Raw genomic sequence first — 23,628 nt, 5'->3', positions numbered from 1 at the left:
CAACCTCGAAATAGGATGCGACTAGAATCCACACGGGATAAGGGTAATTCTACTCTTGCGGGTCAGATGCTACCCCTCTAACAAAGCTAAGCAATAAGACAAACCGGTTGCAGGTCGCCGAACGCGATTTTGGAGGGCGCCGAAGTATGGCTTACTTTTCAACATACTTTAAATGGTTGTCAGGCCGGTGTTATTGCATGATCGCGGCTTGCGCTAATGTCCAGCGCGGCGACTCAACCGGCAGCTTTTCATTCGCCGAGGCCCTCAATTCTCTGAAAACTGAAAATGATGCTGTCCGAAGACGGAGCTCGCGGCATGGTCTTTGGATCGCTGTTGCCGTTTATGTGGCCTTCGCACTTCCCGACCGATGGCTGATCCCCGATGTTGCCCCTGTGACGATCGCCGCGCGATTCGCCGTTGCAACGATCGCGCTGCTGGCGTTCGAAATCTTGCGACTGGCAAATGCGAGAACCGTCTGGCTTGACATCACCTGTGCCGCTGCACTGCTTGTAGGCTATGTGGGCTGGCTTTACCCGGCGATTGCCACCCGGGACGTCACCGCCATGTCCTACTACATGATATTCGGCGCCATCTTCATGATGGGCGCCAACCTCTTTTTCAGTTTCCCTTTTCGGCTCTCGGTGATCACCTCGAGCCTCGTTCTCTGCGCATTTTTCGTTACGATCGAGGAATTTTTTCCTTCAAGCCAAACCTACAAGCTTGCCTTCGGGCTGTTCTACATTTCGTGCTTTCTCTTCACGTCTTTCGTCAATTGGCGATTGAACGTGGAGCGTCGAAACGTGTTGCTGAACGCGGCGGAGGCTCGCCACCAGCACTGGGAAGCGTCCGAACGCGGAAGGTCACTGCTCGAGCTTTCAAATACCGACTACCTGACAGGCATAAGCAACAGACGCGCGCTGGATCGGCGGCTCGACGAATGCTGGGCCGCCTGGAAAGACGAACGCCGCGACTTCTCCGTGTTCCTCATCGACGTCGACTTTTTCAAACGCTTCAATGATCGCTACGGACATCAGGAAGGAGACCGATGCCTGACTGTCATCGCCAATGCGCTGAAGGCGGTTGTAGAGTCGTCCGATGGCATGATCGGCAGGTATGGTGGCGAGGAGTTTATCGTGGTCATGCCGGCTGCCGTTCCCAAGGTTGCGATGACTCTCGCCGAGAAGATCAGAATGGAAGTCGAGTCGCTTGCGATTGTTCATGAAGAGCGACCAGATGATATGTCGATCGTAACCGTCAGCATCGGCGTCGCCTTCACCCGCGAAAAAGTTGGAGAGAAAGTTGAACGAATAGTACGTGAAGCCGATCTCGCTCTCTACAATGCCAAAGCAAGTGGCCGAAACTGCCTTCGTAGTTTTGATCCGCTGTTGCCTCGCCCCGACGACTATGCTGGTAAACTCGTCCCGCTGCTGGCCGCCGCCATCGATCGCAAACTGGTCTCGCTCGTGTACCAACCGATCTTCGACGTGACGAACGGGAAAGCAAGAGCTGTCGAGGCTTTGATGCGCCTCAGGATGCCGGATGGGACCGCGGTTTCCCCGAAGACGTTCATTCCTGTTGCAGAACGAAGTGGCGCTATCCTCGAACTGGGCAGGTGGGCGATCGAGACGGCATGCCGGGATATACTGATGACCGACCGCATGGCTACCGTTAGCGTCAACGTGTCGCCGATACAGCTGCGTTCCCCCGGCTTTGCTGGCAGTGTCGCTGATATCCTTGCTCGGTGCGGGGTCTGCGGGTCGCGACTAGCCTTGGAAGTCACCGAGGGCCTGGACATGGATATGCAGTCGGAGGTGCTTAAATGCATTGCCGATCTCAGGGCACTCGGCGTCGAGATCTGGCTTGACGACTTCGGCTGCGGCTTCGCGGGCCTCTCTTGGCTGAGGGCAATCGAATTTCAGACGGTCAAGGTCGATAGAACCTTCCTGCACGACTGCTCGAACCCACGCGGTTTGATGATGCTTCAGGACATGATTGCTCTCATCCGCAATCGTGGAAATACGATCCTGGTGGAAGGCGTCGAAACTGCAGCACAATTTTCCCTTCTCAAGGATCTTCGCATCGACCGCGTCCAGGGCTTTCATATGGGAATGCCGGTTAGCGCTGAACTTCTGAGCGCGGCATAATTCGACCTCAAGATTTCCTGATGACTCAGCACGTTTGCAGCTGATCGGCGCTTAGCGTGTGACGTCTCTGCAAATCACGAATTCGGGCGTGAGCGTGGCAAGCCTATTCAGGCCAGCTTATCTTCTCGCCGGGCGGTAAGATTTCCGTACAGGCGATGAACCCGGGCCCCTCGGCCGAACCGACCGCCCAGCCGGCAAAGCGCCATGAGCGGTTGTGATCGCACCAGTCGCCGGGAGGCCGGAACCGATCAAAGCAATTGAGCCATTTCAACGAGGGCTGCGCCGCTATTGCCGGAAGTCTTGCTTTTGGACGAATCAGGCCGTCTGATGCAGCGAGGCACCGGATCGCTGAAGGAAGACGAATATTCGGCGGTTGAACCTGAGAATGAGGAGCAGGATGGATCACGTCAGTAGCCAGCAAACTTCGGCGAGCGAAGAAAGGGAAGCGCGCAGGCTTCAATACCTGACCTGGGAACGCATTGCGTCTGACCTCCATCATCCGGGTCACTTCGCCCGCAAGGCGGAACTCAGGCGGTCATGCGGTGCGGAGCTGGCCGAGACGTCCTACATCGCCGAGAATGCCGCGATCTTCACCGAAAGCCTGACGATGGGAGAGCGATCGTGGATCGCCGGGCATGCGCTCGTCCGCGGCCATGTGATCCTTGGCGACGATTGCACCATCAATCCCTATGCCTGTGTTTCCGGCACGGTGACGTGCGGCAATGGCGTGCGGATTGCTTCGCATGCCTCGATCGTCGGCTTCAATCATGGCTTCGACGATCCGACCATTCCTATACACCGCCAGGGTGTCATCAGCATCGGCATCGTGATCGGTGACGACGTCTGGATCGGCGCCAATTGCGTGATCCTCGATGGCGCCACGATTGGAAATGGTGCGGTGATCGCCGCCGGAGCGGTGGTTACGGGAGACATTCCCGCCATGTCGATTGCTGGCGGCGTGCCCGCCCGAGTGCTGCGGAGCCGAGGCTCGGCGCCGAGGAAAACCGGCACTGGCGACATCGAAGATCAATTGGCGAGGCTCGGCCAGAAAGCGCAAGACCAGTGGCCGGACATCCTTGCACGCTGGAAAGCGCAAGGGGTCTATGAATCGCTGGAAGCAGACGGCATCAGCAGACCGGCGATCCGGCATCTCTGCGATGCAATCGAGATCTCTGCCGGCTTCGGCCACCTGCCGCCCGACCTCGATGCGGCAGAGACCGTCGAGCGTCTCCAAGGCCTTCAGGACCGGGATACCGGCCTTTTCCCGGAAGAGCATGCGCGAATGCATGGCAAGGCGCCGAGGGATGATCCAAAGGCGCTCTATAACGTTCTTGCGGTTGGCTATGCGCTTGAACTACTTGGTTCCGGTCCACGCCAACCGATCCATGCGGTCGAGCTCGGCGCCGGGGAGCTTGACGAATGGTTGAGCGCCCTGCCCTGGTCGACCCGGGCATGGCATGCCGGCAGTGTGGTCGATGCGATCGGAACCGCCATGTACTTCAATGCCAGGCATTTCGGCATCAGGCATTCACGGCAGGCGCTTTTCGAGTGGCTGAGCCGGAATGCCAACAACGTCTCGGGGCTATGGGGGGAACCGACCGCGGCGGAAGGATGGCTTCAACCGGTGAACGGCTTTTATCGCCTGACGCGCGGCACCTACGCGCAGTTCGGCGTGGCCCTTCCCCACCCGCACACCTCACTCGAAACGGTTCACCTCAACTATCGCAACCACAAGGGCTTCATTGCCGCAAAATACAATGCGTGCAACCTGCTCGATACGATTCATCCTCTGCTGCTGATTGCCCGTCAGACCGACTACAGGCGGACCGACGGCGAAGCGATCGCGCGCAAGGTCATATCGAGGGCGCTGGATAGATGGCGGGATGGCGAAGGATTCCCGTTTGCCGACGGTGGCGAACCGAGCTTGCAGGGGACGGAAATGTGGCTTTCCGTCATTCACCTGGCGGCCAATTTTCTGGGACTGGCAGATCACTTCGCCTTCGTCCCTAAAGGCGTTCACCGAACGGCAACCGTGGGGCTTGGTTTGTGACTACGCTTCGATCAACCGTGCAATGATGCCGTCAGCCAGGCGGCGGCAAGGTCGCGTGCGTTGCTTCGCTTGGCTTTGACGGGCACGATCACGTTGTAACGATCCTCCGCGGCAAGCTCGGCGCCGTCGACCTGCACGAGGGTTCCATCTTCCAGAAAGGTGCCCACCAGCATACGCCATCCCAATGCAATTCCTTGCCCTGCGCGCGCGGCTGCGATGGTTTCGGTGTAGTGGTTGAACCGAAGCGACGGCTTTATCTCGAGGTTGGCCCCGGTGAGCGAAAACCACTGCGCCCAGCTATACCAGGAGCGATCGAGAACGTCCGTTTCGATGAATTCGTCGGCAGAGACCAGCGGGCCATCTCCGCGACGCCTGAGATAGTCGGGAGAGCAGACGGGGCAGATAACGTCGCCATGCGAGGCGATGACGGTGCTATCGCTGAAGGGTGGCACACCATATCGAATCGCCACATCGACTTCTCCGTCGTCGAGAGCGATCGGGCTGTCCTGGGATATCACCCGCACCAGAATGCCGGGGTTCGCCCGGCGGAATTCGGCCAGCCGCGGCAGCAGCCAGAAGGAAGAGAATGCAACGGTCGCTCCTATGGTCAACACGTCCTGGCTGCGTGACTGGAGCGCTTCCACGCTCTCGGCAATATCGGCAAAGCTCTTGGCCAGCGTGGCTCCGAGGTTGATGCATGCCGCTGTCGGCTCGATCGCCCGATGCTTGCGCACGAATAAGGGCTGGCCGAACTCCTCCTCCAGCAATGCAATCTGCCTGCTGACCGCCGCCTGGGTAACACCCAATTCGGTCGCAGCCGTGGTGAAGCTCTTCTTTCTGAGCACCGCCTCCAGGGTCACCAGTGCCGTCAGCGATGGGATCCGTCTTCTAAAGTGCATCACAGACCCCCCTCAACGCATGACAAAAACTTATGCGAACCTAATTTTTTATGCCGTTGAAACAGCGGCGCTGCAAGGGCAATCTCGGGAAACTCTCGCATAAGAGGTTCTGATGCTAAACAAGCTCCCATCTTCCATTTCTGCCCTTCTCGACGCTCGTGCCAACGGTCACTCCCTGCCGGCCGGTCTTTACGTCAGGGAAGACGTGTTCGAAGCGGACATCGACGTCTTCTTCCACAATCACTGGATCTGTGTCGGTCTCGATTGCGATGTTCCCGAAGCAGGTGACGCGACGGTCGTCGATATCGGCAAGACAAGCCTCATCCTTCTGCGTGACGACGACGGCGAAATTCGCGTCCTGCACAATGTCTGCCGCCATCGAGGCTCCCGCCTTCTCGATCCGGGCAAGACGATCGTCTCAAAACTCGTCTGTCCCTATCACACCTGGACATACGAACTGACGGGTGAGCTCAGCTACGCGCCTCACATGGGGAAAGACTTCGACAAGGAATGTCGCAGCCTCAAGCCCGTCACGTTCAAGTCGATCGGCGGACTGATTTATGTCTGTCTCTCCGACAATCCACCCGAGGACATCGCCATCCTCGAACAGGCCATGGTCGAGCGCCTCGCCCCCTACGACATCCGGAACGCAAAGATCGCCTTCCAAACTGACGTCATCGAGGATGGCAACTGGAAGCTCACGATGGAAAACAATCGCGAATGCTACCATTGCTCCGCGAACCATCCGGAGCTTTGCGTCTCCTTCGTCGATCTCGACTTCGGCTTCGACCCCGAAACGCTGAGCCCGGAGGATCGCGAACAGGCCGAGGAGCATTTCAGGCTGTATGAAGAACGGACCAAGGCGTGGGAGGCTGACGGCTTTCCCTCGGCTGCCGTCGAACAACTCGCCGACTGCGCCACCAATTTCCGCACCCAGCGACTGATCATCGCAGGCGCCGGTGAATCCCAGACCCACGACGCCACCGCCGCATCCTCCAAGCTTCTCGGGCAGATGACCCGCAAGGATCTCGGCGACACGCATCTTTGGGGCCACAACAGCTGGAACCACTTCATGGGCGACCATGCGGTGGTGGCAACCGTCATTCCGCTCTCGGCGGGCAAGACGCTGGTGAGAACCAAGTGGCTGGTCCACAAGGACGCCGTCGAAGGCGTGGATTACGATCTCGACAAGCTGACGGATGTCTGGGTCGCGACGACGGACCAGGACGCCGATCTGGTCGCGCGCTCGCATGCAGGCGCTCTTGACCCGGCATATCAGCCGGGGCCCTACTCCCGCTTTTCCGAGACGAACCTCGACAAGTTCGCCAGCTGGTACATCGACCGGATGCGCGCCCATGGATACTAGGAGCCCGCAGACGCCCGCAGCCAGGGCCGTCCTTGACGACGTCTGGAACCCTGAAGAAGACGACACGCTCGTCTGCCTTGACGTGCAGCAGGAAACCCATGACGTCAAGACGTTCACCTTCGCCTCCCATCAGGGCAAACGGTTCGCATTCAAGGCGGGGCAGTACTTCCTGTTCGACCTGGAACACAATGGAGACGCTGAAAACAGGTGCTACAGCATCTCCTCCTCGCCGCATCGGACGAACGCCTTCTCCGTGACGGTGAAGCGCGTTCCCGGCGGAAAGATCTCCAACTGGCTTCATGACACCCTGGCCCCCGGGGCGACCGTCAAGGCGAACGGCCCGCTCGGCCACTTCGTCAGGCCCGCGACGTCGAAACCGAAGCTTCTGCTGCTGTCTGGCGGTTCCGGCATTACCCCCGTCATGTCCATCCTGCGTGAGATCGCGGACAGTTGCGAACCCGCCGAGGTCGTCTTCATGCATGCCGGCCGGACGCCGCAGGATCTGATCTTTCGCGACGAACTGGCCTGCATCGCCCGCAGGCTGAAAGGCCTTCGCCTGCATTTCCTCCCGGAGACCGTGGCCGGCGAGCCGTCCTGGCCCGGTCTGACCGGTCGTATTTCGAAAGACTACATGCGGCTTGCGGTTCCCGATATCGCCGAGCGAACCGTGATGTGCTGCGGCCCCGCCCCGTTCATGGCCGCCGCGCGCGGCATTGCCGCCGAACTCGGTGTCGCCGGCTCGAACTACCTGGAGGAAAGCTTCGACGCCGCGGTCATCGACGAACCCGAGATCCCCGCGGTTCATGAGGCAGCTGCCAAGGTCTTTCAGGTCACCTTCTCGAAACAGGCCCGCAGCATCGACGTCGCCGGCGACCAGAGCGTGCTCTCATGCGCGAAGAAGTCAGGCGTCAGGATCCCATCGTCCTGCGCGAATGGCGTGTGCGGCACCTGCAAGTCGAAGCTTACGTCAGGTACGGTCGACATGAACCACAATGGCGGAATTCGTCAGAGGGAAATCGACGCCGGCTTCTTCCTGCCCTGCTGCTCCAAGCCGCTTAGCGATCTCGTCATCGAGCGCTGAGCGTCCGGTAACGTCGCGTCATTCACCGACAACAGGGATTCACTGAAATGTTGCGAGAGGAAAGCGTTTCCGCCGAGCTGACCGGCCCGACGGTCTTCAAGGATGAGCGAAAGCAGGCATATCTCAATCCCGAGGGAGCGGATCGGCCTCTTATCAGTCCTTTGCCGGCCACGACGCTCGATCTGGCTCGCCGCTATCGTCTGGAGCGCCTGCGCACGAAGATGCGCGAATGGGATTGCGGCGCCCTGCTCCTCTACGATCCCGTCAACATCCGATATGCCTTCGATTCATCGAATATGAGCATCTGGACGATGCACAACGCCTCGCGCTACGCTCTGATCCTGGCCGATGGTCCGGCCATGCTTTTCGAATTCGAAGGCGCCGAACATGTCAATGACGAGCTTCCCGGCATCGACGAGATCCGGCCGGCGAAGTCATGGATATTCTTCACGGCCGGGAACCTTATGGAACCCCGGCTGAAAGCCTGGGCCGAGGAAGTCGCGGACCTCATAAAGAGCAACGGCGGCAACAAGCGCGTGGCGGTGGACAAGCTCGAACCCGCCGGCGCGTTCGAATTGCGGGAACGCGGCTTCATGCTCTTAGACGGTCAGGAGCTGGCCGAGCGGGCGCGATCCATCAAAAGCGCTGACGAAATCGAGCTGATGAGATGGACGATCCGTGTCTGCGAAGCAGGCATGGCGCGGATGTACGAGGCATCCGAGCCCGGCCGCACCGAAAGAGAGATCTGGGCCGAGCTTCACTTCGAAAACGCACGTAGTGGCGGCGAGTGGCTCGAGACCAAGCTCCTGACCGCAGGCCCCAGAACGAACCCCTGGTATCAGGAATGTTCGGACTATGTGGTCAAACGCGGGGAGATGATATCCTTCGACACCGATATGATCGGACCCTACGGCTATTGCGCCGACCTCTCGCGCTCGTGGACAGCAGGGCACGTCGCGATGAACGCCAAGCAGAAGCAACTCTACGCCGCCGCCAGGGATCAGATCGAGCACAACCTCGCCATCCTGAAGCCCGACATGACGTTTGAAGAGTTCAACGCGCTGTCGTGGCGGATTCCGGAGAAATACCAGCCTTATCGATACACCCTTGCTCTGCACGGAACCGGAATGGCGGACGAATGGCCAGGGATCCTTCTGCATCCGGATTTCGACCCTGAATTCAGCGGCCTCATCGAGGAGGGCATGGTGCTCAACGTCGAGAGCCTGATAGCCGAAGCCGGATCTGAAAGCATCAAGCTTGAAACCCAGGCTCTGATCACGGCAAGGGGCGCGGAGCGGCTGGACACCTTTCCGTGGGAGGATATCTGAATAAGCTCAATGCGTTCTCGAAGCGGCACGATGCTGTGAGGGGGTCTGCCCGAATGTGCGTTTGAAGGTTCGCGTGAACTGCGAGGCATTTTCAAAGCCGACATCCAGCGCGATCTCGATCAGTGGCGCCTTCGACTGGGCCAGGATCGATTTCGCCCGCTCCATGCGAACACGATTATAGGCCTTGGCAGGAGACATTCCCGTCTTGTCGATGAAGATCCTCTCCAGTTGCCGCCTTGACAGGCCAACCGTGGCGGCAAGCTTCTGTATAGACATGCTGCCATCGACGAACTGTTCCATCGTAATCATCGCCGCCTTGACGCGGGCGTCGTCATAGTTGTCGTAGAGCGGACGCCGGGGCTGTATGTCCGCTGAAGTCCGGGCCTTTTCGATCTGAAGGACCTCCAGCGCATTTCGTTCGGCGTCGCGGCTGATATATTTCCTGACCAGCAACGCCGCCATGTCGGCGGAACTGCTGCCGCCGGCGCACGATCCGCGCTGGCGATCGAGATTGAAGAGCCGGTCGGACCGAACGCTAAGGTCGGGAAACCGCTCCCGAAACTCCTTGTAATGCAGCCAGCTCACACAGGAATCGTGCCGCTTCATCAGACCTGCCGCAGCAAGGATGAACGAACCCGTGCACACGCCAATCAGCGGCACCTTCTTGGCGTCCGCCTGCTTGAGAAAAGCGATGGTCTGCTGGTCGACAGGGTTCTCCACCGTCAGAAGGCCGCCGACGACGACGATGTAGTCGAACCTCGACGGATCGACGAAATCGGATGTCGGAGCAACCTGGACGCCGCAACTCGCGGTGATCAAGTGCCTCGTGCTGCCGATCACCTGCCAGTCAGCAAGGACCCTCCCGGAACGATCCTGCTCGTCGCTGGCAAGCCGCAGCGTGTCCACGAAGAGCGCAAAGGCGGACAGCGTGAACGATCGCGCCAGAACGAAGCCGACCTTGAGCCGGCCAGCCGACTTCGCGTCGGCGTCTGCCTGTCGATGCTGCTCAGGTCGCATAGTCATCTCCTTGCCGGCTCTTTCCGCGCCGTCTGTCTTTTCAGACGCAAACGCGCTCATCGGATCTGAAAGCCATGCGCCAGCGGATCCCGATCGTCAACGAAAATGGTGTTGTGTCCGATGACGCGTGCCCAGCCTCCGATGCTGGGAAGAATACCGCTATAGGGCCCAATGCGTGCCTTGGCTTCGACCCGGCCCTCGAAGACGGTTCCGATGAGGCTTTCATGCCGGTATCTCGACCCGACGGTAAGCCGTTCCTTCCCATAGAGCTGGGCCATGCGGGCGGAAGTGCCAGTGCCGCCCGGCGAGCGATCGATGGCCTTCTCGCCATAGAAGACCGCGCAACGCCCATCCGAGGTGTCGTTCACGGGGCGGTCACACCAGATGGCGTGATGCACGCCGCGAATTCTCGGATCGTCGGGATGAACGGGATCGCAAATTTCGGCAAGCGCTGACCTGAGCTTCTGGCTGCAGCCGACGATATCCGATGCGGTCATGCCGTCGAGCCCACTCCAGTTTTCTTGCGGTTCGATGACCGCATAATAGTTGCCGCCATAGGATATATCGACGCGCAGGCGGCCCATTCCCGGCACATCGACCTCGACATCCGCCTCGTGCAGATAGCTTGCAACATTGTGGAGACGAACGGATTCGACATATCCGCCCTTTTCCTCATAGGTGACATCGACCCTTCCCGCAGGCGTCTCGATGGCAACCCTTCCCGGCACCCGCGGCTTGACGAGCCCCTCCTCGATCGCGGCGGTCACGACGCCGATGGTGCCGGCGCCGCACATCGGCAGGCAGCCGCTCACTTCGATGAAAAGAACGGCAAAATCGCAATCCTCCCGGTAGGCTGGATAGATGATCGCCCCCGACATGATGTCATGCCCCCTTGGCTCGAACATCAGCGCCTTGCGCACCCAGTCGTGATCCCGGACAAAAATCTCCCGACGCTCACTGATCGGCGCATGCGGAAGCAGCGGTCCGCCTCCGGCGACAAGGCGCACGGGATTTCCTGACGTATGCGCGTCGATGCAGAAGAAGCTGTTTCTCATCTTTTGGTGTCCTTGCTCATCTTGTCTTCGGCAGCCTGTTACGGTCGAGCAGGCCGCGGGACAGCCGGTCGAGCAGAAGGGCGACTGCGACGATCGCCAGGCCCGCCCGCAGGCCAAGCCCCATCTCCATGCGCGTCAGGCCGCGCGTCACTTCCGCGCCGAGACCGCCGGCACCGACGAGACCCGCCAATACGACCATCGCCAGCGACAGAAGGATGCATTGGTTGAGCCCGACCAGGAGTGTCTGCCTGGCCAAGGGGATCTCGATCTTCCAAAGCACCGAACGAGGCGGCGCGCCGATGGCGCTGCCGAGTTCCACGAATTCTCTCGGCACCTGGTTGAACGCCAAAGTGGTCAGGCGAAGCATCGGCGGAATGCCATAGACGATGGTGGCGATGATTGCCGGCACACGTCCAAGGCTGAAGATCATGACTGCTGGAATGAGATAGACCCACGGCGGCACGGTCTGCATCACGTCGAGAACCGGACGAACCATCGCCTCCAATGTCTTGTGGCGCGAGCACAGGACGCCGATCGGGAAGGCGATGAGCACGGAGATCATGACCGCGACGGTGACCAGAGAGAGGGTCTGCATCGATGCCGTCCACAGCCCCATGAGGAGACAAAACCCCAGGCAAAGCCCCGCAAGGATCGCGGCGCGCGGACCGACGGCGACGAATGCCAGGATGACGACGATCGCGATAAGCCCATAGGGCGGCACGAAGAGGAGGGCCGCTTCGAATCCGGAAAGAACAGCTTCGATCAGATAGGTGATCGCCGCAAACAGCGGATGAAGGTTGGTGTTGAGCCAATCGACTGACGGCGCCAGGAAAGCACCGGGCGAAAACTGCAGGATGGACGGGTTCATGACTTCCTCCCTGTTCCCAAGCGAGCCGCGCTCTGGGTTATTCGGTCAAGCACCATGGTCAGAACCACGATGGCGATCGCGCCATTGATAGATGTCGCGATGTCGAGCGTTCTGATCGCGCCGTAGATCGTCTCGCCGAGCCCGCCGGAACCGACGATGCCTGCGATGACGACCATGCCGAAGGCCATCATCAGGCTCTGGTTGATCCCTGCCATGATGCTTGGCAGCGCGAAGGGAAGGCGGATCTTGAAGAACATCTGCGCCGGTCTGATCCCCAGCGCCTCTCCAAGCTCGATGAACTCCCTGGGCGTCATCCGGATACCGAGAGACGTCAGGCGGATTGCCGGCGGCACGGCGACGATCACGGTCGCGATCAATGCCGTCGCCGGGCCGTAGCCGAGCAGGGCGATCGCCGGCAGCAGGTAGATGTATGGCGGAAGTGTCTGGATCAGATCCAGGCCGGGCTCCATGAATTGATCGAGGGCGGGGAAGAAGCCGGCGGCAATGCCGATCGGGATGCCGATCACCAGGGCGAGTGCGGTCGCGGTCAATACCAGCGCCAGGGTGCTCATCGTCTCCGGCCAGAGCCCCATGGAAAAACAAAGCGCCAGTGCCGCGCCGCTGAGCACGGCGAACCAGATATTGACCAGTCGCCAGCCGACGAGCGCCACGATCAGCGCGACCAGGTAGAAAGGCGGAAACTGCAGGAGCCAGAGGATCCCGTCATAGAGCCCTTCGAGAACCTGTCTGATGGAATCGAAAAGGAATTCGCCGTTGTCGCTCACCCACTCGAGCGCGGCGTCCGTCCATTCATCAAAAAGATCGGTGAAGCCTGAACTATCCATGTCAATCAGCTCCAGTTGTGGGACGCCGCCGTGAGATCGTGGGTGGACGTCCCCTTGACGCCCATCAGGAGGCTGCGGGGCGTGACCACGCCGACGATCTGATCATTGTCGACGACGGCGATGGCATCTCGCTCCGACTGCATCGTCAATGTGATGAGTTCGTCGATGTCGGCATCCGGCGTCGTGCGCGCCAGCGACGCGATGTCGGAATTCGGCGCGCTCTCATGGAATTCGGCGACGCTGCGCATGACGGAATGCGCCTTGATCAGATGGAGGCGGGATATGCCGGCGACGAATTCGGCGACATAGGCATCCGCCGGGTTGAGGATGATCTCCTCGGCCGTGCCGGTCTGGATGATGACGCCGTCCTTCATGATCGCAATGCGGTCGCCGATCCGGATCGCCTCGTCGAGATCATGGGTGATGAAGACCGCGGACTTGCCCAAGGCTTTCGTCAGTTGCCGGAATTCGTCCTGAAGCTGACGCCGGATGAGTGGATCGAGCGCGCTGAACGGCTCGTCCATCAGAATGATCTCGGGGTCGGAAGCGAGTGCGCGGGCGAGCCCGACGCGTTGCTGCATGCCGCCGGAAAGCTCGTTCGGATATCGATTCACCCAGTCGGCGAGGCCGACCTTCTCGAGCGCTGCAACGGCGGTCTTGTTTCGCTCCGGCTTGGCAATTCCCTGAACCTCGAGGCCGAAGGCTGCATTTTCCAGGACTGTGCGATGCGGCAACAGAGCGACGCTCTGAAACACCATGCCGATGTTCCTAGCGCGCATCTGCCGGAGATCGACCGGCGACAGGGCGGCGAGGTCGCGTCCCTTGACGAGGACTTTCCCAGAGCTCGGCGTGATCAGCTTGTTGAGAAGGCGGATGAGCGTCGATTTTCCGCTTCCCGACAATCCCATGATGCAGAAGATTTCGCCGCGCCGGACCTCAATGCTCGCGTCGGACACGCCGACGACGCAGTTGAACTCCTTCAACACCTCCTTTTTGCCGAGGCCGCGCTCCTTGATCGACTTCATTGCCGCGGCGGACTTGTCACCGAAGACTTTCCAAAGGGATTGGCAGTCGATCAGGACATCATTGATATCGGCATTTATGGTTTTCATAGCGATCCCCTTTGAGCCATTCGGCGCTGGCTTCTTCATTAGGTTTCAGGGTGGCCGCCCGACGGATCGGACGGCCACGACGCGTTTAGTTCTTCTTGATGTTTTCCCAGCGCTTGATCAGGTCGGCATGCGCGCCGATCCAATCCTGCACGGCCTGGTCCATGGTCTTGCCTTCATTGACCGCGCCGTTGATGGCGGTGATGTCGGCGATCGGTACGTAAACGCTGGCCATTACTTCACGCGCATGCGGGTTCTCTTCAGAGAAGCCCTTGTGGCCGATCCAGTAGTAGCTCTGCGGCGGCGGGAATACGCCCTTCGGGTCCTTGAGGTACTTGACCTCGTACTTCTGAACCATCCAGGACGGCTCCCAGATCGTCACCGCAATCCACTCCTTGCGATCATAGGCGGACTTCAGCGCCGCCGTCATCGCGGCGGTGCTGCCTTCGACGAGCTGGAGCTTGAGGCCGTAGTCCTTGACTGCGTTCGAGGTATCGCGCATCAGGCCGGAACCCGGTTCGATACCGATGATCTTGCCGCTGAACTTGTCGGCGTTTTCATTGAGCTGTTCCAGCGAGTCGATCGGGACATATTTGGGAACCGCAACGCCCTGATAGAGGCCGTGCGAAACGGGCGAAATCTTTTCGAGGCGGTTCTTGTTCTTGTCCCAGTAGTCCTGCGCAACATAGTCCGTCTGCGAGCTGAGAACCTGGATGTCACCCTTGGCGAGAGCGGCATAGGCGATGCCCCACTCGGAGAACTCGGTCACCTTGACCGTATAGCCGGCGTCTTCGAGAACCTTCTTGGTGATACCGGTGATGGGCGTCAGGTCCTCCCAGGACATCGTACCCATGGTGATCATCTTTTCTTCCGCGCGAGCAGGAAGGATGCTGACCCCGATCATCGCAGCGGCGCAGAGCGCCCTCCACAAATTTTTCATTGTTCTTACTCCTGTTTTACGTTCCCATTCTCATTGAAGTCTGCGAGCGGGCAGTCTTCATATTGCGCGGGCCGAGGGATCATCCCTCGCGGCCTGCACGCAATTCCTGCAAACGGATCATCGCGTTGATGCCCAGCCAGGCGAACGGCTCCGGCGGGAGCCTCGAAGGCTCAGGGTGATCCATGTATTGTTCGAGATGCCGGGAGGCCGTTCGGGTCGCCAGTTCCGCCGCCATCATGCCGGCGAGCGTGCTCTTGACCGTTCCAAGCCCGTTTTCGCAGCATGCGGAAAACAGTCCTGCTTCGATCTCGCCGAAGGCGGGCACGTGGTTCCGGCTGAGGCACAGACGACCTGCCCAACTATGTTCGAAAGGGACATCGGCGAGACCCGGGAACCGCGCGTCGAGCGCGTCTCGATGGGCCTTGGCCATCTTGCCCATGCGCCAGTCCGACGCCTCCAGCTTGCTCTCGTAGGTGTACTTCGTGCGGATTACGATCCTCGACTGGCCAGCGGAGGTAATCTTGCGAATCGTAGCGCCCATCGCATCTGCCGGGAGCAGCGCCCACTTGTCCTGCCCCGAGGCTTTCTGGCCGAAGTCGTTTGCTGGAAACGGCGCTGTCATCGAGGCATAGGCAAAGATGTGCATCAGGCGGCCGCGATAGTGCCCGAAATCGTCGATGTGGCCATTGACCCCGAGGATCACCTTTGGAGCACTGACCTTCCCTCGGTTTGTCATGGCGGCCCAGGTGCCGCTGTCTTGCTTGAGTGAAGTGACAGGAGAACGCTCGAAGATACTGACCCTGCCCGACAGGCCCGCCGCAAAAGAGCGGATGTAATCGGCGGGCTGGATAAGCACCGCTCCGGGCGTGTAAAGCCCGCCGGTGTAGTAATCCGATGCGGTGATCTCCCGCATCTCTTTCGCGTCGAGAAACGTATAATTCTCTCCAGCGCCCCTCAGGGATTCTCCGAAGCTCCGGTTGAGCCTCATGCCACGAGCGGTGGCCGCGGCGTTGATCTTGCCCGCCGGGTCGAATGTCGCGCGCGACATCCCGTATTCCTCCGCCGCTTGCGCGGCAAAGCCTATCGCTGAGCGGTTCTGGGCCATCTCCAGCCGAGTGGCTTCCGCCTCTCCATTCGAATACTCCCCGCCTGAAAGGTTGTGCGGAACGTCGATCATGAAGCCGGAATTTCGGCCCGACGTCCCCTTCCCCACTTCGCTCGCATCGAGGATGACGATCTTGTCATCCGGCCGAAGTTCGAGAAGACGGCGGGCCGCCGAGAGGCCAGCAAACCCCGCGCCGACGATCAGCCAGTCCGCGGTCACATCGCCGTCGAGGGTCCGGACCGGGAAAGGGCGTTGGCTGACCGCCTCCCAGCCCGAGACGCCATTCTCAACAGGCAAACGTTTGACCGACTTCTGGATCATCGGATGGTCTCGTCGACCGAGCGTTCCGAGACGTCGATCCAGATGGTCTTCAGTTCGCAGTAATTGTCGTGGGCGAAGACCGACTTGTCGCGGCCGCCGAACCCGGACTCCTTGTAGCCGCCGAACGGCGTGCTGGCGTCGCCTTCTCCAAAGCAGTTGACGGTGACGACGCCGGCGCGGATCTCGCGCGAGAGCTTGATGGCGTTCCTCAGGCTGCCGGTATAGACGGACGCCGTCAGTCCGTAATTCGTGTCGTTGGCAAGAGTGATTGCTTCGGCAAGCGAATTGAAGGTGGTAACAGACAGCACCGGCCCGAAGATCTCTTCCTGGAAAAGACGGCTGGCAGGCGTAACACCCTCGACCACTGTCGGTTCGATAAAGATGCCGCCATGCGTTTCACCGCCATGGGTGACCGTCAGCTTCTCCTTCCTGGCGTCGTCGAGGAAGGATTTCACCTTCTCGAAATGGGCCTTGCTGACAAGCGCGCCGATGCGGTTTGCAGGGTCCAGCGGATCGCCCGTCTTCCATTCGCGCATATAGGCGCCGATGCGCTTCAGCAGCTCGTCCTTGACCCTGGAATGGACGATGAGACGCGACGTGGCCGAGCAGTTCTCGCCCATGTTCCAGAAGGCGCCGTTGACGACCTGCTCGGCAACGAGGTCCAGGTCTTCGGCGTCGTCGAGAACGACCGCGGGGTTCTTGCCGCCGCATTCGAGCACGACGCGCTTGAGATTCGAATCCGCTGCATAGCGCAGGAAGCGCCGGCCGGTGGGCGTCGATCCGGTGAAGGCCACCATATCGACATCCATGTGCATGCCGATCGGTTCGCCGACCTCCTTGCCGCCGCCGGTCACGACATTGAACACGCCGGCTGGAATGCCCGCTTCATGGGCGAGCTCGGCGACGCGCAGCGTTGTGAGCGTCGTCTCCTGTGCAGGCTTGACGATAACCGAGCAGCCGGCAGCGAGCGCCGGGCCGATCTTCCAGGCCAGCATCAAAAGCGGGAAATTCCACGGAAGCACGCATCCGACGACGCCGACCGGCTCACGCACGATCATCGTCAGTGCGTTGGCGCCGACAGGAGCGGTGTTGTCATAGAGCTTGTCGATCAGTTCGGCGTGCCAACGGATCGTATGAATGGTGTCGGGAACATCGACCGTCTGGCATTCGCCGACCGGCTTGCCACTGTCGAGGCTCTCCATGACGGCGAGCTCATGACGATTGTCCTCCAGCAGCCTGGCGAGCTTGAGGAGCACCGCCTTGCGTTCGCCCGGCGAACGCAGCCGCCAGCGGCCGTCGTCGAAGGCTTGCTTTGCCTTGGCGACGGCGGCGTCGACATCGGTGGCATCGCATGCGGCAATCTCGGCGAGAACCTCGCCCGTCGCGGGGTTCGTCGAGGTGAACGTCTTCCCGGAATTGGCCGGTCGAAATGCGCCGTCGACGAAGGCATTCGTCGGAAACTGAAGGCTGGCGGCGATCGCCTTGTATTCGGAGGCGGTCAAAGGTTCATGCATGATTTGCTCCCGAGGTGATCTGGCCAACCGTGCACTTCAACGTGGCGACGACGGTCTGGAGGGTTCGTTTTTCTTCGGAGTTGAGCGGACGCAGCGGCGCGCGGACCGATCCGACATTCAGCCCGATCAACTCGCATCCGTGCTTGATCGATTGGACGAACTTCCCGCATTCCAGGAAATCCATGAGCGGCAGCATCGCCGTCATGATCGCGCGGCCCTTGTCGAAGTTCTTTTCGAGGACGCAGGCTTCGTAGAGGGCGACGTGTTCGCGCGGGAGGAAATTGGAGCCGGCGCAGACCCAGCTCTTCGCACCCCATGCGAAGAATTCGAGCGCCTGGTCGTCCCAGCCGCAAGACAGCGCAATATGCGGAAATTTCCGGGCAAGCAGGTGCAGATTGCCCATATCGCCGGAGCTTTCCTTGATGGCGATCACGTTCCTGGATTTGCCGAGGCGGGAGAAATACTCCTCGCCCATCACCACGCCCATGCGGGCCGGATAGTTGTAGAGCATGATCGGCAGGTTCGCCGCACGGTCGACGGTCAGGGCGTGGACCGCGTTCTCACGCTCGGTCGGCAGCGCGTATGGCGGTGACGACACCAGAATTGCATCCGCGCCGATTTCCTTCGCCGCCTTTGCGTATTCGACCGAATCTTCGGTCCGTGTGGCGCCGGTTCCGATAATGAGTGGCAGCCGCGTGCCGATGACCTCCCTCGCATAGGCCGCGAGTTCAAAACGCTCCTGGCTGCTCTGGGCGTAGTATTCGCCCGTCGAGCCGCCGACGATGATGCCGTGGACGCCCGCCTCGATCAGCGACTCGAGCACCGCGGCAAATCCAGCCCTGTCGATTTGGCCATTCTGATCAAGCGGCGTCACCGCCGGCGTATAGATCCCCTCAAACTTCACGACGATTTCTCCAGGAGTTGGGTGGCGGGGCCGCCGAGGAAGGCGTCCGCCTTGAGGCCTTGCGGAGCGATGAACATTTCCATGTTCTCGCGGGACAGTTCCCAGTGTTCGAAGACGAGGTCGACGACGGCATTCTCGTCCTGAGCGCCGAGTGCATCGATGAAGCTGTCATGATGGCCGACGGCCACTTGAAGCCGCCGCTTCATGTCTTCGTTCCTCGGCCGGAAGAAGGTGTGGCCGATACGCGCATGATCGATGAGCAGGCGGCCCAGGCTCGGCTGCAGATAGACGTTGCCCGACATCTCGCCGAAAATTTCGTGAAAGCGATTGTTCTCGAGGACCATCGCCAGAGCGTCCATGTTCTCGCTGGCGGCGCGGAACCGCTCCTGGGTCTGCTTCAGGTCTAAAAGCTGGACAGGCTTGAAATTCTGTACGGCGAGACGGCCGATCGCCGCATAGATCATCGGTGCGACGAGAAAGAAATTCCGCAGGGTGGAGTGGTTCATCGGGATGACCCGCGCACCCCTATTCTCGCGGATGTCGATATAGCCCTCACCGGCAAGGCGCCGGAATATGTCGCGGACCGGCGTCCGGGAGACCCCGTATTTTTCGCTCAAACTGGCCTCGTCCAGATCGGCGTCCGGGTCCAGCTCCATCGTCAGAATCTGCCGTTTCAGATCTTCGTAGAGATTGCTCTTGGGTGTCTTTGCCATCGTCGCTCTCCGGCCGCTGGTTGCTCTACGCCGTGAAGATGGCACGCCGCCCAGGACGAGTCAACAATTGTGTACTTTGGGTACACAATTGATATTTCTTAAATACACAATAATTCCAGGCAAGGCGGTCCCGATGCCCGTTGGGCGTCATTTCAAAACGCGAGCCATGATCGGCGCTCCGCGGCGGCGGCCATCGCGAAGTCTCTTTCCAGGCGGATTATGGTGGCAGGTCGGTGAGAATTTCTCTGCAATCGAGGTTGATGCAGTGCGCATCGACGTTGATCATCAGGCCTCGGAAGCCTGAGCCGCCGGCAAGCCGGCGCACGGCCATCACGGCGTATCTCGATATCCGGATAGGGGCGGCGTGTCGGGGAGCGCCGACCTGGCGCCCCCCGGAGTCCGTCACGCGGCCAGGGCGCCGCTTTTCTTGGCGGTCCAGGTTGCGATGTAGTCCATAAGGCCAGGGTTTAGGCAATCGTAAGGCTCGAGGCCTGATGTCCTCAACTGCGCCCTGACGGCGTCCATCTTAGCAGGGTCGAAGCCGCTTTCGATGATCGACGACACGAAGGCGGCAAAGCCCGGCTTCGCCCAGCCGCTTTCCTGAAAGCGTTCCGGATGGATGAACGACAATCCCTGGAACGGATGTTCGCGCACGACCGGCCCATACATATGCACGCCGCATTCCTTGCAGGCGGTGCGCTGGATCAAGGCTGTGGAATCGACGACGGCGAGCTTGTCGCCATTCTCCTGAACTTCGACACTTTCGGTTGGAGCGACCGCCACGACCGAAAAGACTGCACCTTCGGGCTTCCAGCACTTCGTGCAGCCGCAGGCATGATTGTGGGCGATATCGCTCTTGATTTTTACCTTCACGGGATTGCTGGCGCACTTGCAGACGAGCGTCCCGCCTGCGAAAGCAGCGTCAGTCGCCCGAAAGCCTGAATCCACTGCCGGATGTATGGCTATGCTGGTCATGGGTTTCTCCTCCCCTTCTGGGCCGCTTGCGATATGCCCGGCCAAGCTCTGCAATCAGTCTCCCAATCTCCGCGCGTGCCAGCGCAGATGGTCTTCCATGAAGGTCGAAATGAAGAAGTAGGAGTGGCCGTAGCCTTCCTGCATGCGAAGCCGCAGGCTGATGCCGGCCGTCTCGCAGGCTTGCCTGAGCTCTTCGGGGCGCAATCCATCCTCCAGGAAGCTGTCCGCCGTCCCTTGGTCGACGAGAAATTCCGGGAACCGGTGCCCGTCTTCGATCAGCGAGCAGGCATCATATGCCCGCCAGGCCGTGTCATCCGATCCGAGGTATTTCTGGAATGCCGGCTTTGACCAGCCGGAGACCGATGGATGGCTGATCGGCGCGAAGGCCGAGCAGCTGCTGAAACGTTCGGGGTTCCTGAGCGCAATCGTGATCGCGCCATGTCCGCCCATCGAGTGACCGAAGATGCCTTGCCGGTCCATGTCGACCGGAAACTCGCCCGCGATAAGCTTCGGCAGTTCATCGACGACGTAGCTGTACATCCGATAGTTCTGTGCGAATGGCGGCTCGGTGGCATCGACATAGAAGCCGGCGCCCTTGCCGAACTGCCAATTATCCGGTTCGTCCGGGACGGCATCGCCCCGCGGACTGGTGTCGGGGCAGACGATGATGATGCCGAGTTCTGCGGCAAGACGCCGATACTCTCCCTTTTCCATGACGTTGGCATGGGTGCAGGTCAGACCGGAAAGGTACCATAGAACCGGCAACTTCCGTGCTTTGGCCTGCGGCGGCAGGAATACCGCAAAGGTCATGTCGCAGTCGCAGGCGTCCGAGCGATTGATGTAAACGCCCTGGGTGCCGCCATGAGAATTTTCGGTCGAGATCGTCTTCATGGCTCAGTACACGACCACGCCGCGGATGCTCTTGCCGGAATGCATCAGCTCGAAGCCCTTGTTGATGTCTTCGAGCGGCATGGTGTGGGTGATCATCGGATCGATCTGGATCTTGCCCTGCATGTACCAGTCGACGATCTTCGGCACGTCGGTGCGGCCGCGGGCGCCGCCGAAGGCGGTGCCCATCCAGTTGCGGCCGGTAACCAGCTGGAACGGACGGGTGGAGATTTCCTGGCCAGCGCCAGCAACGCCGATGATGATGGACTTGCCCCAACCGCGATGGGAAGATTCCAGCGCCTGGCGCATCACCTTGGTGTTGCCGGTGCAGTCGAAGGTGTAGTCGGCGCCGCCGATCAGGTCGCCGTGGCGCTTCGTCAGGTTGACGAGATAGGGCACGATGTCGTCACCGACCTCCTTCGGATTGACGAAGTGGGTCATGCCGAACTTTTCGCCCCAGGCCTTGCGGTCAGGGTTGATATCGACGCCGATGATCATGTCGGCACCGGCGAGCTTCAGACCCTGAAGAACGTTGAGGCCGATGCCGCCGAGACCGAAGACGATCGCCGTCGAGCCGATCTCGACCTTGGCGGTGTTGATGACCGCGCCGATGCCGGTCGTGACACCGCAGCCGATGTAGCAGATCTTGTCGAACGGCGCGTCGGGATTGACCTTGGCAAGGGCGATCTCCGGCAGCACGGTGAAGTTCGAAAAGGTCGAGCAGCCCATATAGTGATGGATCTTGTCCTTGCCGATCGAGAAGCGCGAGGTGCCGTCCGGCATCACGCCCTGGCCCTGGGTGGCGCGGATCGAGGTGCAGAGATTGGTCTTGCGCGAGGTGCAGGAATAGCATTCGCGGCATTCCGGGGTGTAGAGCGGAATGACATGGTCGCCCTTCTTCACCGAGGTGACGCCCGGACCGACATCGACGACGATGCCCGCGCCCTCATGGCCGAGGATAGCAGGGAAGAGGCCTTCAGGATCGGCGCCCGACAGGGTGAAATCATCGGTGTGGCAGATGCCCGTCGCCTTGACCTCGACCAGCACTTCGCCGGCTCGCGGCCCCTCCAGCTGCACGGTCATCACTTCGAGCGGTTTTCCTGCCTGAACGGCTACGGCGGCGCGAACGTCCATTTTGATATCCTTCCTCTTAAATTGAATTCTGATGCTGCATATTCCGATAGACCGGCTTGTCGCCGATCTGCTTGGCTGCGTTACCGCCGAGACTTCAAGCTCTCGCTTTCGGGCTTTTTGTTCATCTCGGACCCATTGTCGCCAAAGACCCCATCACGTCTCCCGCTCAACCTGGCACCAGACCGCCAGCAACGGCCGGGCCGTGCATCTTATCGCGAAGGATTGCCCGGCGTCGTTAGCAAAGACCGTGCCGATACCGGCAGAGAACCATTGGGAATTGCCAAGGCAGATTTCACCCGGCGAAAGCAGAATGAAAGCGCGGGGCTGCGTCTGAACATGATCGGGAAATCGTGTGTAGCGATCCATATAGATCACGCCGACCCTGAGATCGGCGCGTTCTTCCATGCCGCCGGGACCGACCAAGACCGCGTGGGAGTGCGTGTTGCCAAAATTCAGGCTTGCGAACGGACCCGAGCGGCCGCGTCTCCAGAGCAGCTTATCGGCGAGGCTCTGGAACTGGCCGGCGATCGCCTCGTATTTCCGTCCCGATTTTGCTAGATGGCCGATGGCATCATTCAGCCCTTCCGGCGCGCCGGGAAGAGGCCCGCCCTCCGGACGCACCTTGCCGGTCTTGAGCAGCCTCTGGAGAACCTTGCCCGCGACGAAGCTGGCAACGGCAGGAGCCTCCGCCGACAGCATCAGCCCGCCGACATCGTTGAGGAATTCCTGCAGCGGCCGAGAGCGCCTCTCCCTCCCGATGTCGTGCAGCCGTATATATGCCGGCTTTTCATCATCGTTCAGGAGAAGGTCGGAACCAGGTTTGTTTGGACGTCCCACGAGGCGCGCCACGTTCGGTCTCCCTCGCTAGAGCGCCTTTTGCAATTCCGGCAGGGCGTCGAAGAGATCGGCGACCAGTCCGTAGTCGGCGACCTGGAAGATCGGTGCCTCCTCGTCCTTGTTGATGGCAACGATGACCTTCGAATCCTTCATGCCGGCCAGATGCTGGATGGCACCTGAAATGCCGCAGGCAATATAGAGCTGCGGCGCCACCACCTTGCCGGTCTGGCCGACCTGCCAGTCGTTCGGGGCATAGCCGGCATCGACGGCAGCGCGCGATGCACCGACGGCAGCGCCGAGCTTGTCGGCGAGCGGCAGGATGACCTCCCTGAACTTTTCCGCCGAGCCGAGTGCCCGGCCGCCGGAGATGATGATCTTGGCCGAGGTCAGTTCCGGACGGTCGGAGGCCGACAGCGCGTCCCTGACGAAGGTCGACAGCCCCGGATCGGAAACTGCCGGGATTGCCTCGACCGTGGCCGAGCCTCCCTCCGGTGCGGAGGCGAAGGATGCGGTGCGCACGGTGATCACCTTTTTG

Annotated in this window: 21 protein-coding genes; 5 read left to right on the top strand and 16 right to left on the bottom strand. The window is 60.5% G+C overall.

Annotated features, from left to right (window positions below):
• Positions 1–146 precede the first annotated feature (146 nt).
• Entirely contained in the window at positions 147–2,144 is a 1,998-nt protein-coding gene (locus A6U98_RS23180; RefSeq protein WP_064653131.1) for a GGDEF domain-containing phosphodiesterase, read from the top strand.
• A 397-nt stretch (positions 2,145–2,541) separates the two neighbouring features.
• Positions 2,542–4,194, top strand: a complete 1,653-nt coding sequence (locus tag A6U98_RS23175; RefSeq protein ID WP_064653129.1) for an acyltransferase — start codon at positions 2,542–2,544, stop codon at positions 4,192–4,194.
• Positions 4,195–4,205: 11 nt separating this feature from the next.
• On the opposite strand, the gene A6U98_RS23170 is transcribed toward A6U98_RS23175, so the two are convergent.
• Positions 4,206–5,093 (bottom strand): LysR substrate-binding domain-containing protein, encoded by an 888-nt coding sequence (locus A6U98_RS23170; RefSeq protein ID WP_064653127.1) that lies wholly within the window; start codon positions 5,091–5,093, stop codon positions 4,206–4,208.
• Positions 5,094–5,205: 112 nt separating this feature from the next.
• Here A6U98_RS23170 and A6U98_RS23165 point away from each other — a divergent pair, with 112 nt between their 5' ends.
• The 3 genes from A6U98_RS23165 to A6U98_RS23155 are packed head-to-tail and all read left to right on the top strand — an operon-like array spanning position 5,206 to position 8,868.
• On the top strand, positions 5,206–6,459 hold the full coding sequence (locus tag A6U98_RS23165; protein ID WP_064653125.1) for an aromatic ring-hydroxylating dioxygenase subunit alpha: 1,254 nt from the start codon (positions 5,206–5,208) through the stop codon (positions 6,457–6,459).
• Positions 6,449–7,540 carry an FAD-binding oxidoreductase gene (locus A6U98_RS23160; RefSeq protein ID WP_064653123.1) on the top strand — a complete coding sequence of 364 codons (1,092 nt, stop codon included), beginning with the start codon at positions 6,449–6,451 and terminating at the stop codon, positions 7,538–7,540. The genes A6U98_RS23165 and A6U98_RS23160 overlap by 11 nt, the downstream gene beginning before the upstream one ends.
• A gap of 47 nt (positions 7,541–7,587) precedes the next feature.
• Positions 7,588–8,868 (top strand): Xaa-Pro peptidase family protein, encoded by a 1,281-nt coding sequence (locus A6U98_RS23155; RefSeq protein WP_064653121.1) that lies wholly within the window; start codon positions 7,588–7,590, stop codon positions 8,866–8,868.
• A 6-nt stretch (positions 8,869–8,874) separates the two neighbouring features.
• Here A6U98_RS23155 and A6U98_RS23150 read toward each other — a convergent pair whose 3' ends face one another.
• The 15 genes from A6U98_RS23150 to A6U98_RS23080 form a co-directional block, all read right to left on the bottom strand.
• Positions 8,875–9,885, bottom strand: coding sequence for a GlxA family transcriptional regulator (locus A6U98_RS23150; protein ID WP_064653120.1), 1,011 nt, complete (start codon positions 9,883–9,885; stop codon positions 8,875–8,877).
• 56 nt (positions 9,886–9,941) lie between these two features.
• Positions 9,942–10,940 carry a 4-hydroxyproline epimerase gene (locus A6U98_RS23145; RefSeq protein ID WP_064653118.1) on the bottom strand — a complete coding sequence of 333 codons (999 nt, stop codon included), beginning with the start codon at positions 10,938–10,940 and terminating at the stop codon, positions 9,942–9,944.
• A gap of 16 nt (positions 10,941–10,956) precedes the next feature.
• A complete protein-coding gene (locus tag A6U98_RS23140; RefSeq protein WP_064653116.1) occupies positions 10,957–11,808 on the bottom strand; it encodes an ABC transporter permease subunit in 852 nt (283 codons plus the stop codon).
• Positions 11,805–12,653, bottom strand: coding sequence for a proline/glycine betaine ABC transporter permease (locus A6U98_RS23135; protein ID WP_064653114.1), 849 nt, complete (start codon positions 12,651–12,653; stop codon positions 11,805–11,807). The genes A6U98_RS23140 and A6U98_RS23135 overlap by 4 nt, the downstream gene beginning before the upstream one ends.
• 5 nt (positions 12,654–12,658) lie before the next feature.
• Entirely contained in the window at positions 12,659–13,804 is a 1,146-nt protein-coding gene (locus A6U98_RS23130) for a glycine betaine/L-proline ABC transporter ATP-binding protein (RefSeq protein ID WP_064653112.1), read from the bottom strand.
• Positions 13,805–13,850: 46 nt separating this feature from the next.
• The gene (locus A6U98_RS23125; protein WP_064653110.1) at positions 13,851–14,702 is read right to left on the bottom strand and encodes a glycine betaine ABC transporter substrate-binding protein; all 852 of its coding nucleotides are present in this window, start codon (positions 14,700–14,702) and stop codon (positions 13,851–13,853) included.
• A 79-nt stretch (positions 14,703–14,781) separates the two neighbouring features.
• Complete coding sequence (locus tag A6U98_RS23120) at positions 14,782–16,128, bottom strand: FAD-binding oxidoreductase (protein WP_064653108.1); 1,347 nt, start codon at positions 16,126–16,128, stop codon at positions 14,782–14,784.
• Complete coding sequence (locus A6U98_RS23115; RefSeq protein WP_064653107.1) at positions 16,125–17,642, bottom strand: aldehyde dehydrogenase; 1,518 nt, start codon at positions 17,640–17,642, stop codon at positions 16,125–16,127. The genes A6U98_RS23120 and A6U98_RS23115 overlap by 4 nt, the downstream gene beginning before the upstream one ends.
• Positions 17,635–18,546, bottom strand: a complete 912-nt coding sequence (locus A6U98_RS23110) for a dihydrodipicolinate synthase family protein (RefSeq protein WP_064653105.1) — start codon at positions 18,544–18,546, stop codon at positions 17,635–17,637. Before A6U98_RS23110 ends, A6U98_RS23115 begins: the two co-directional genes overlap by 8 nt.
• The gene (locus A6U98_RS23105) at positions 18,543–19,259 is read right to left on the bottom strand and encodes a GntR family transcriptional regulator (RefSeq protein WP_064653104.1); all 717 of its coding nucleotides are present in this window, start codon (positions 19,257–19,259) and stop codon (positions 18,543–18,545) included. Before A6U98_RS23105 ends, A6U98_RS23110 begins: the two co-directional genes overlap by 4 nt.
• A gap of 402 nt (positions 19,260–19,661) precedes the next feature.
• Entirely contained in the window at positions 19,662–20,234 is a 573-nt protein-coding gene (gene gfa, locus A6U98_RS23100) for an S-(hydroxymethyl)glutathione synthase (protein ID WP_064653102.1), read from the bottom strand.
• Positions 20,235–20,288: 54 nt separating this feature from the next.
• Positions 20,289–21,125: an S-formylglutathione hydrolase gene (gene fghA, locus A6U98_RS23095; RefSeq protein WP_064653100.1), complete on the bottom strand. Its 837-nt coding sequence runs from the start codon at positions 21,123–21,125 to the stop codon at positions 20,289–20,291.
• A gap of 3 nt (positions 21,126–21,128) precedes the next feature.
• The gene (locus tag A6U98_RS23090) at positions 21,129–22,256 is read right to left on the bottom strand and encodes an S-(hydroxymethyl)glutathione dehydrogenase/class III alcohol dehydrogenase (RefSeq protein WP_064653098.1); all 1,128 of its coding nucleotides are present in this window, start codon (positions 22,254–22,256) and stop codon (positions 21,129–21,131) included.
• 153 nt (positions 22,257–22,409) lie between these two features.
• Entirely contained in the window at positions 22,410–23,105 is a 696-nt protein-coding gene (locus tag A6U98_RS23085) for a dimethylsulfonioproprionate lyase family protein (protein WP_064653096.1), read from the bottom strand.
• Between the two features lie 15 nt (positions 23,106–23,120).
• A partial coding sequence (locus A6U98_RS23080; protein ID WP_197496429.1) for an electron transfer flavoprotein subunit alpha/FixB family protein occupies positions 23,121–23,628 on the bottom strand: 508 nt, incomplete at its 5' end.

The sequence above is a fragment of the Rhizobium sp. WYCCWR10014 genome, assembly GCF_001657485.1.
GTDB lineage: Bacteria > Pseudomonadota > Alphaproteobacteria > Rhizobiales > Rhizobiaceae > Rhizobium.
This window is presented reverse-complemented; position numbering and strand designations above follow the sequence as displayed.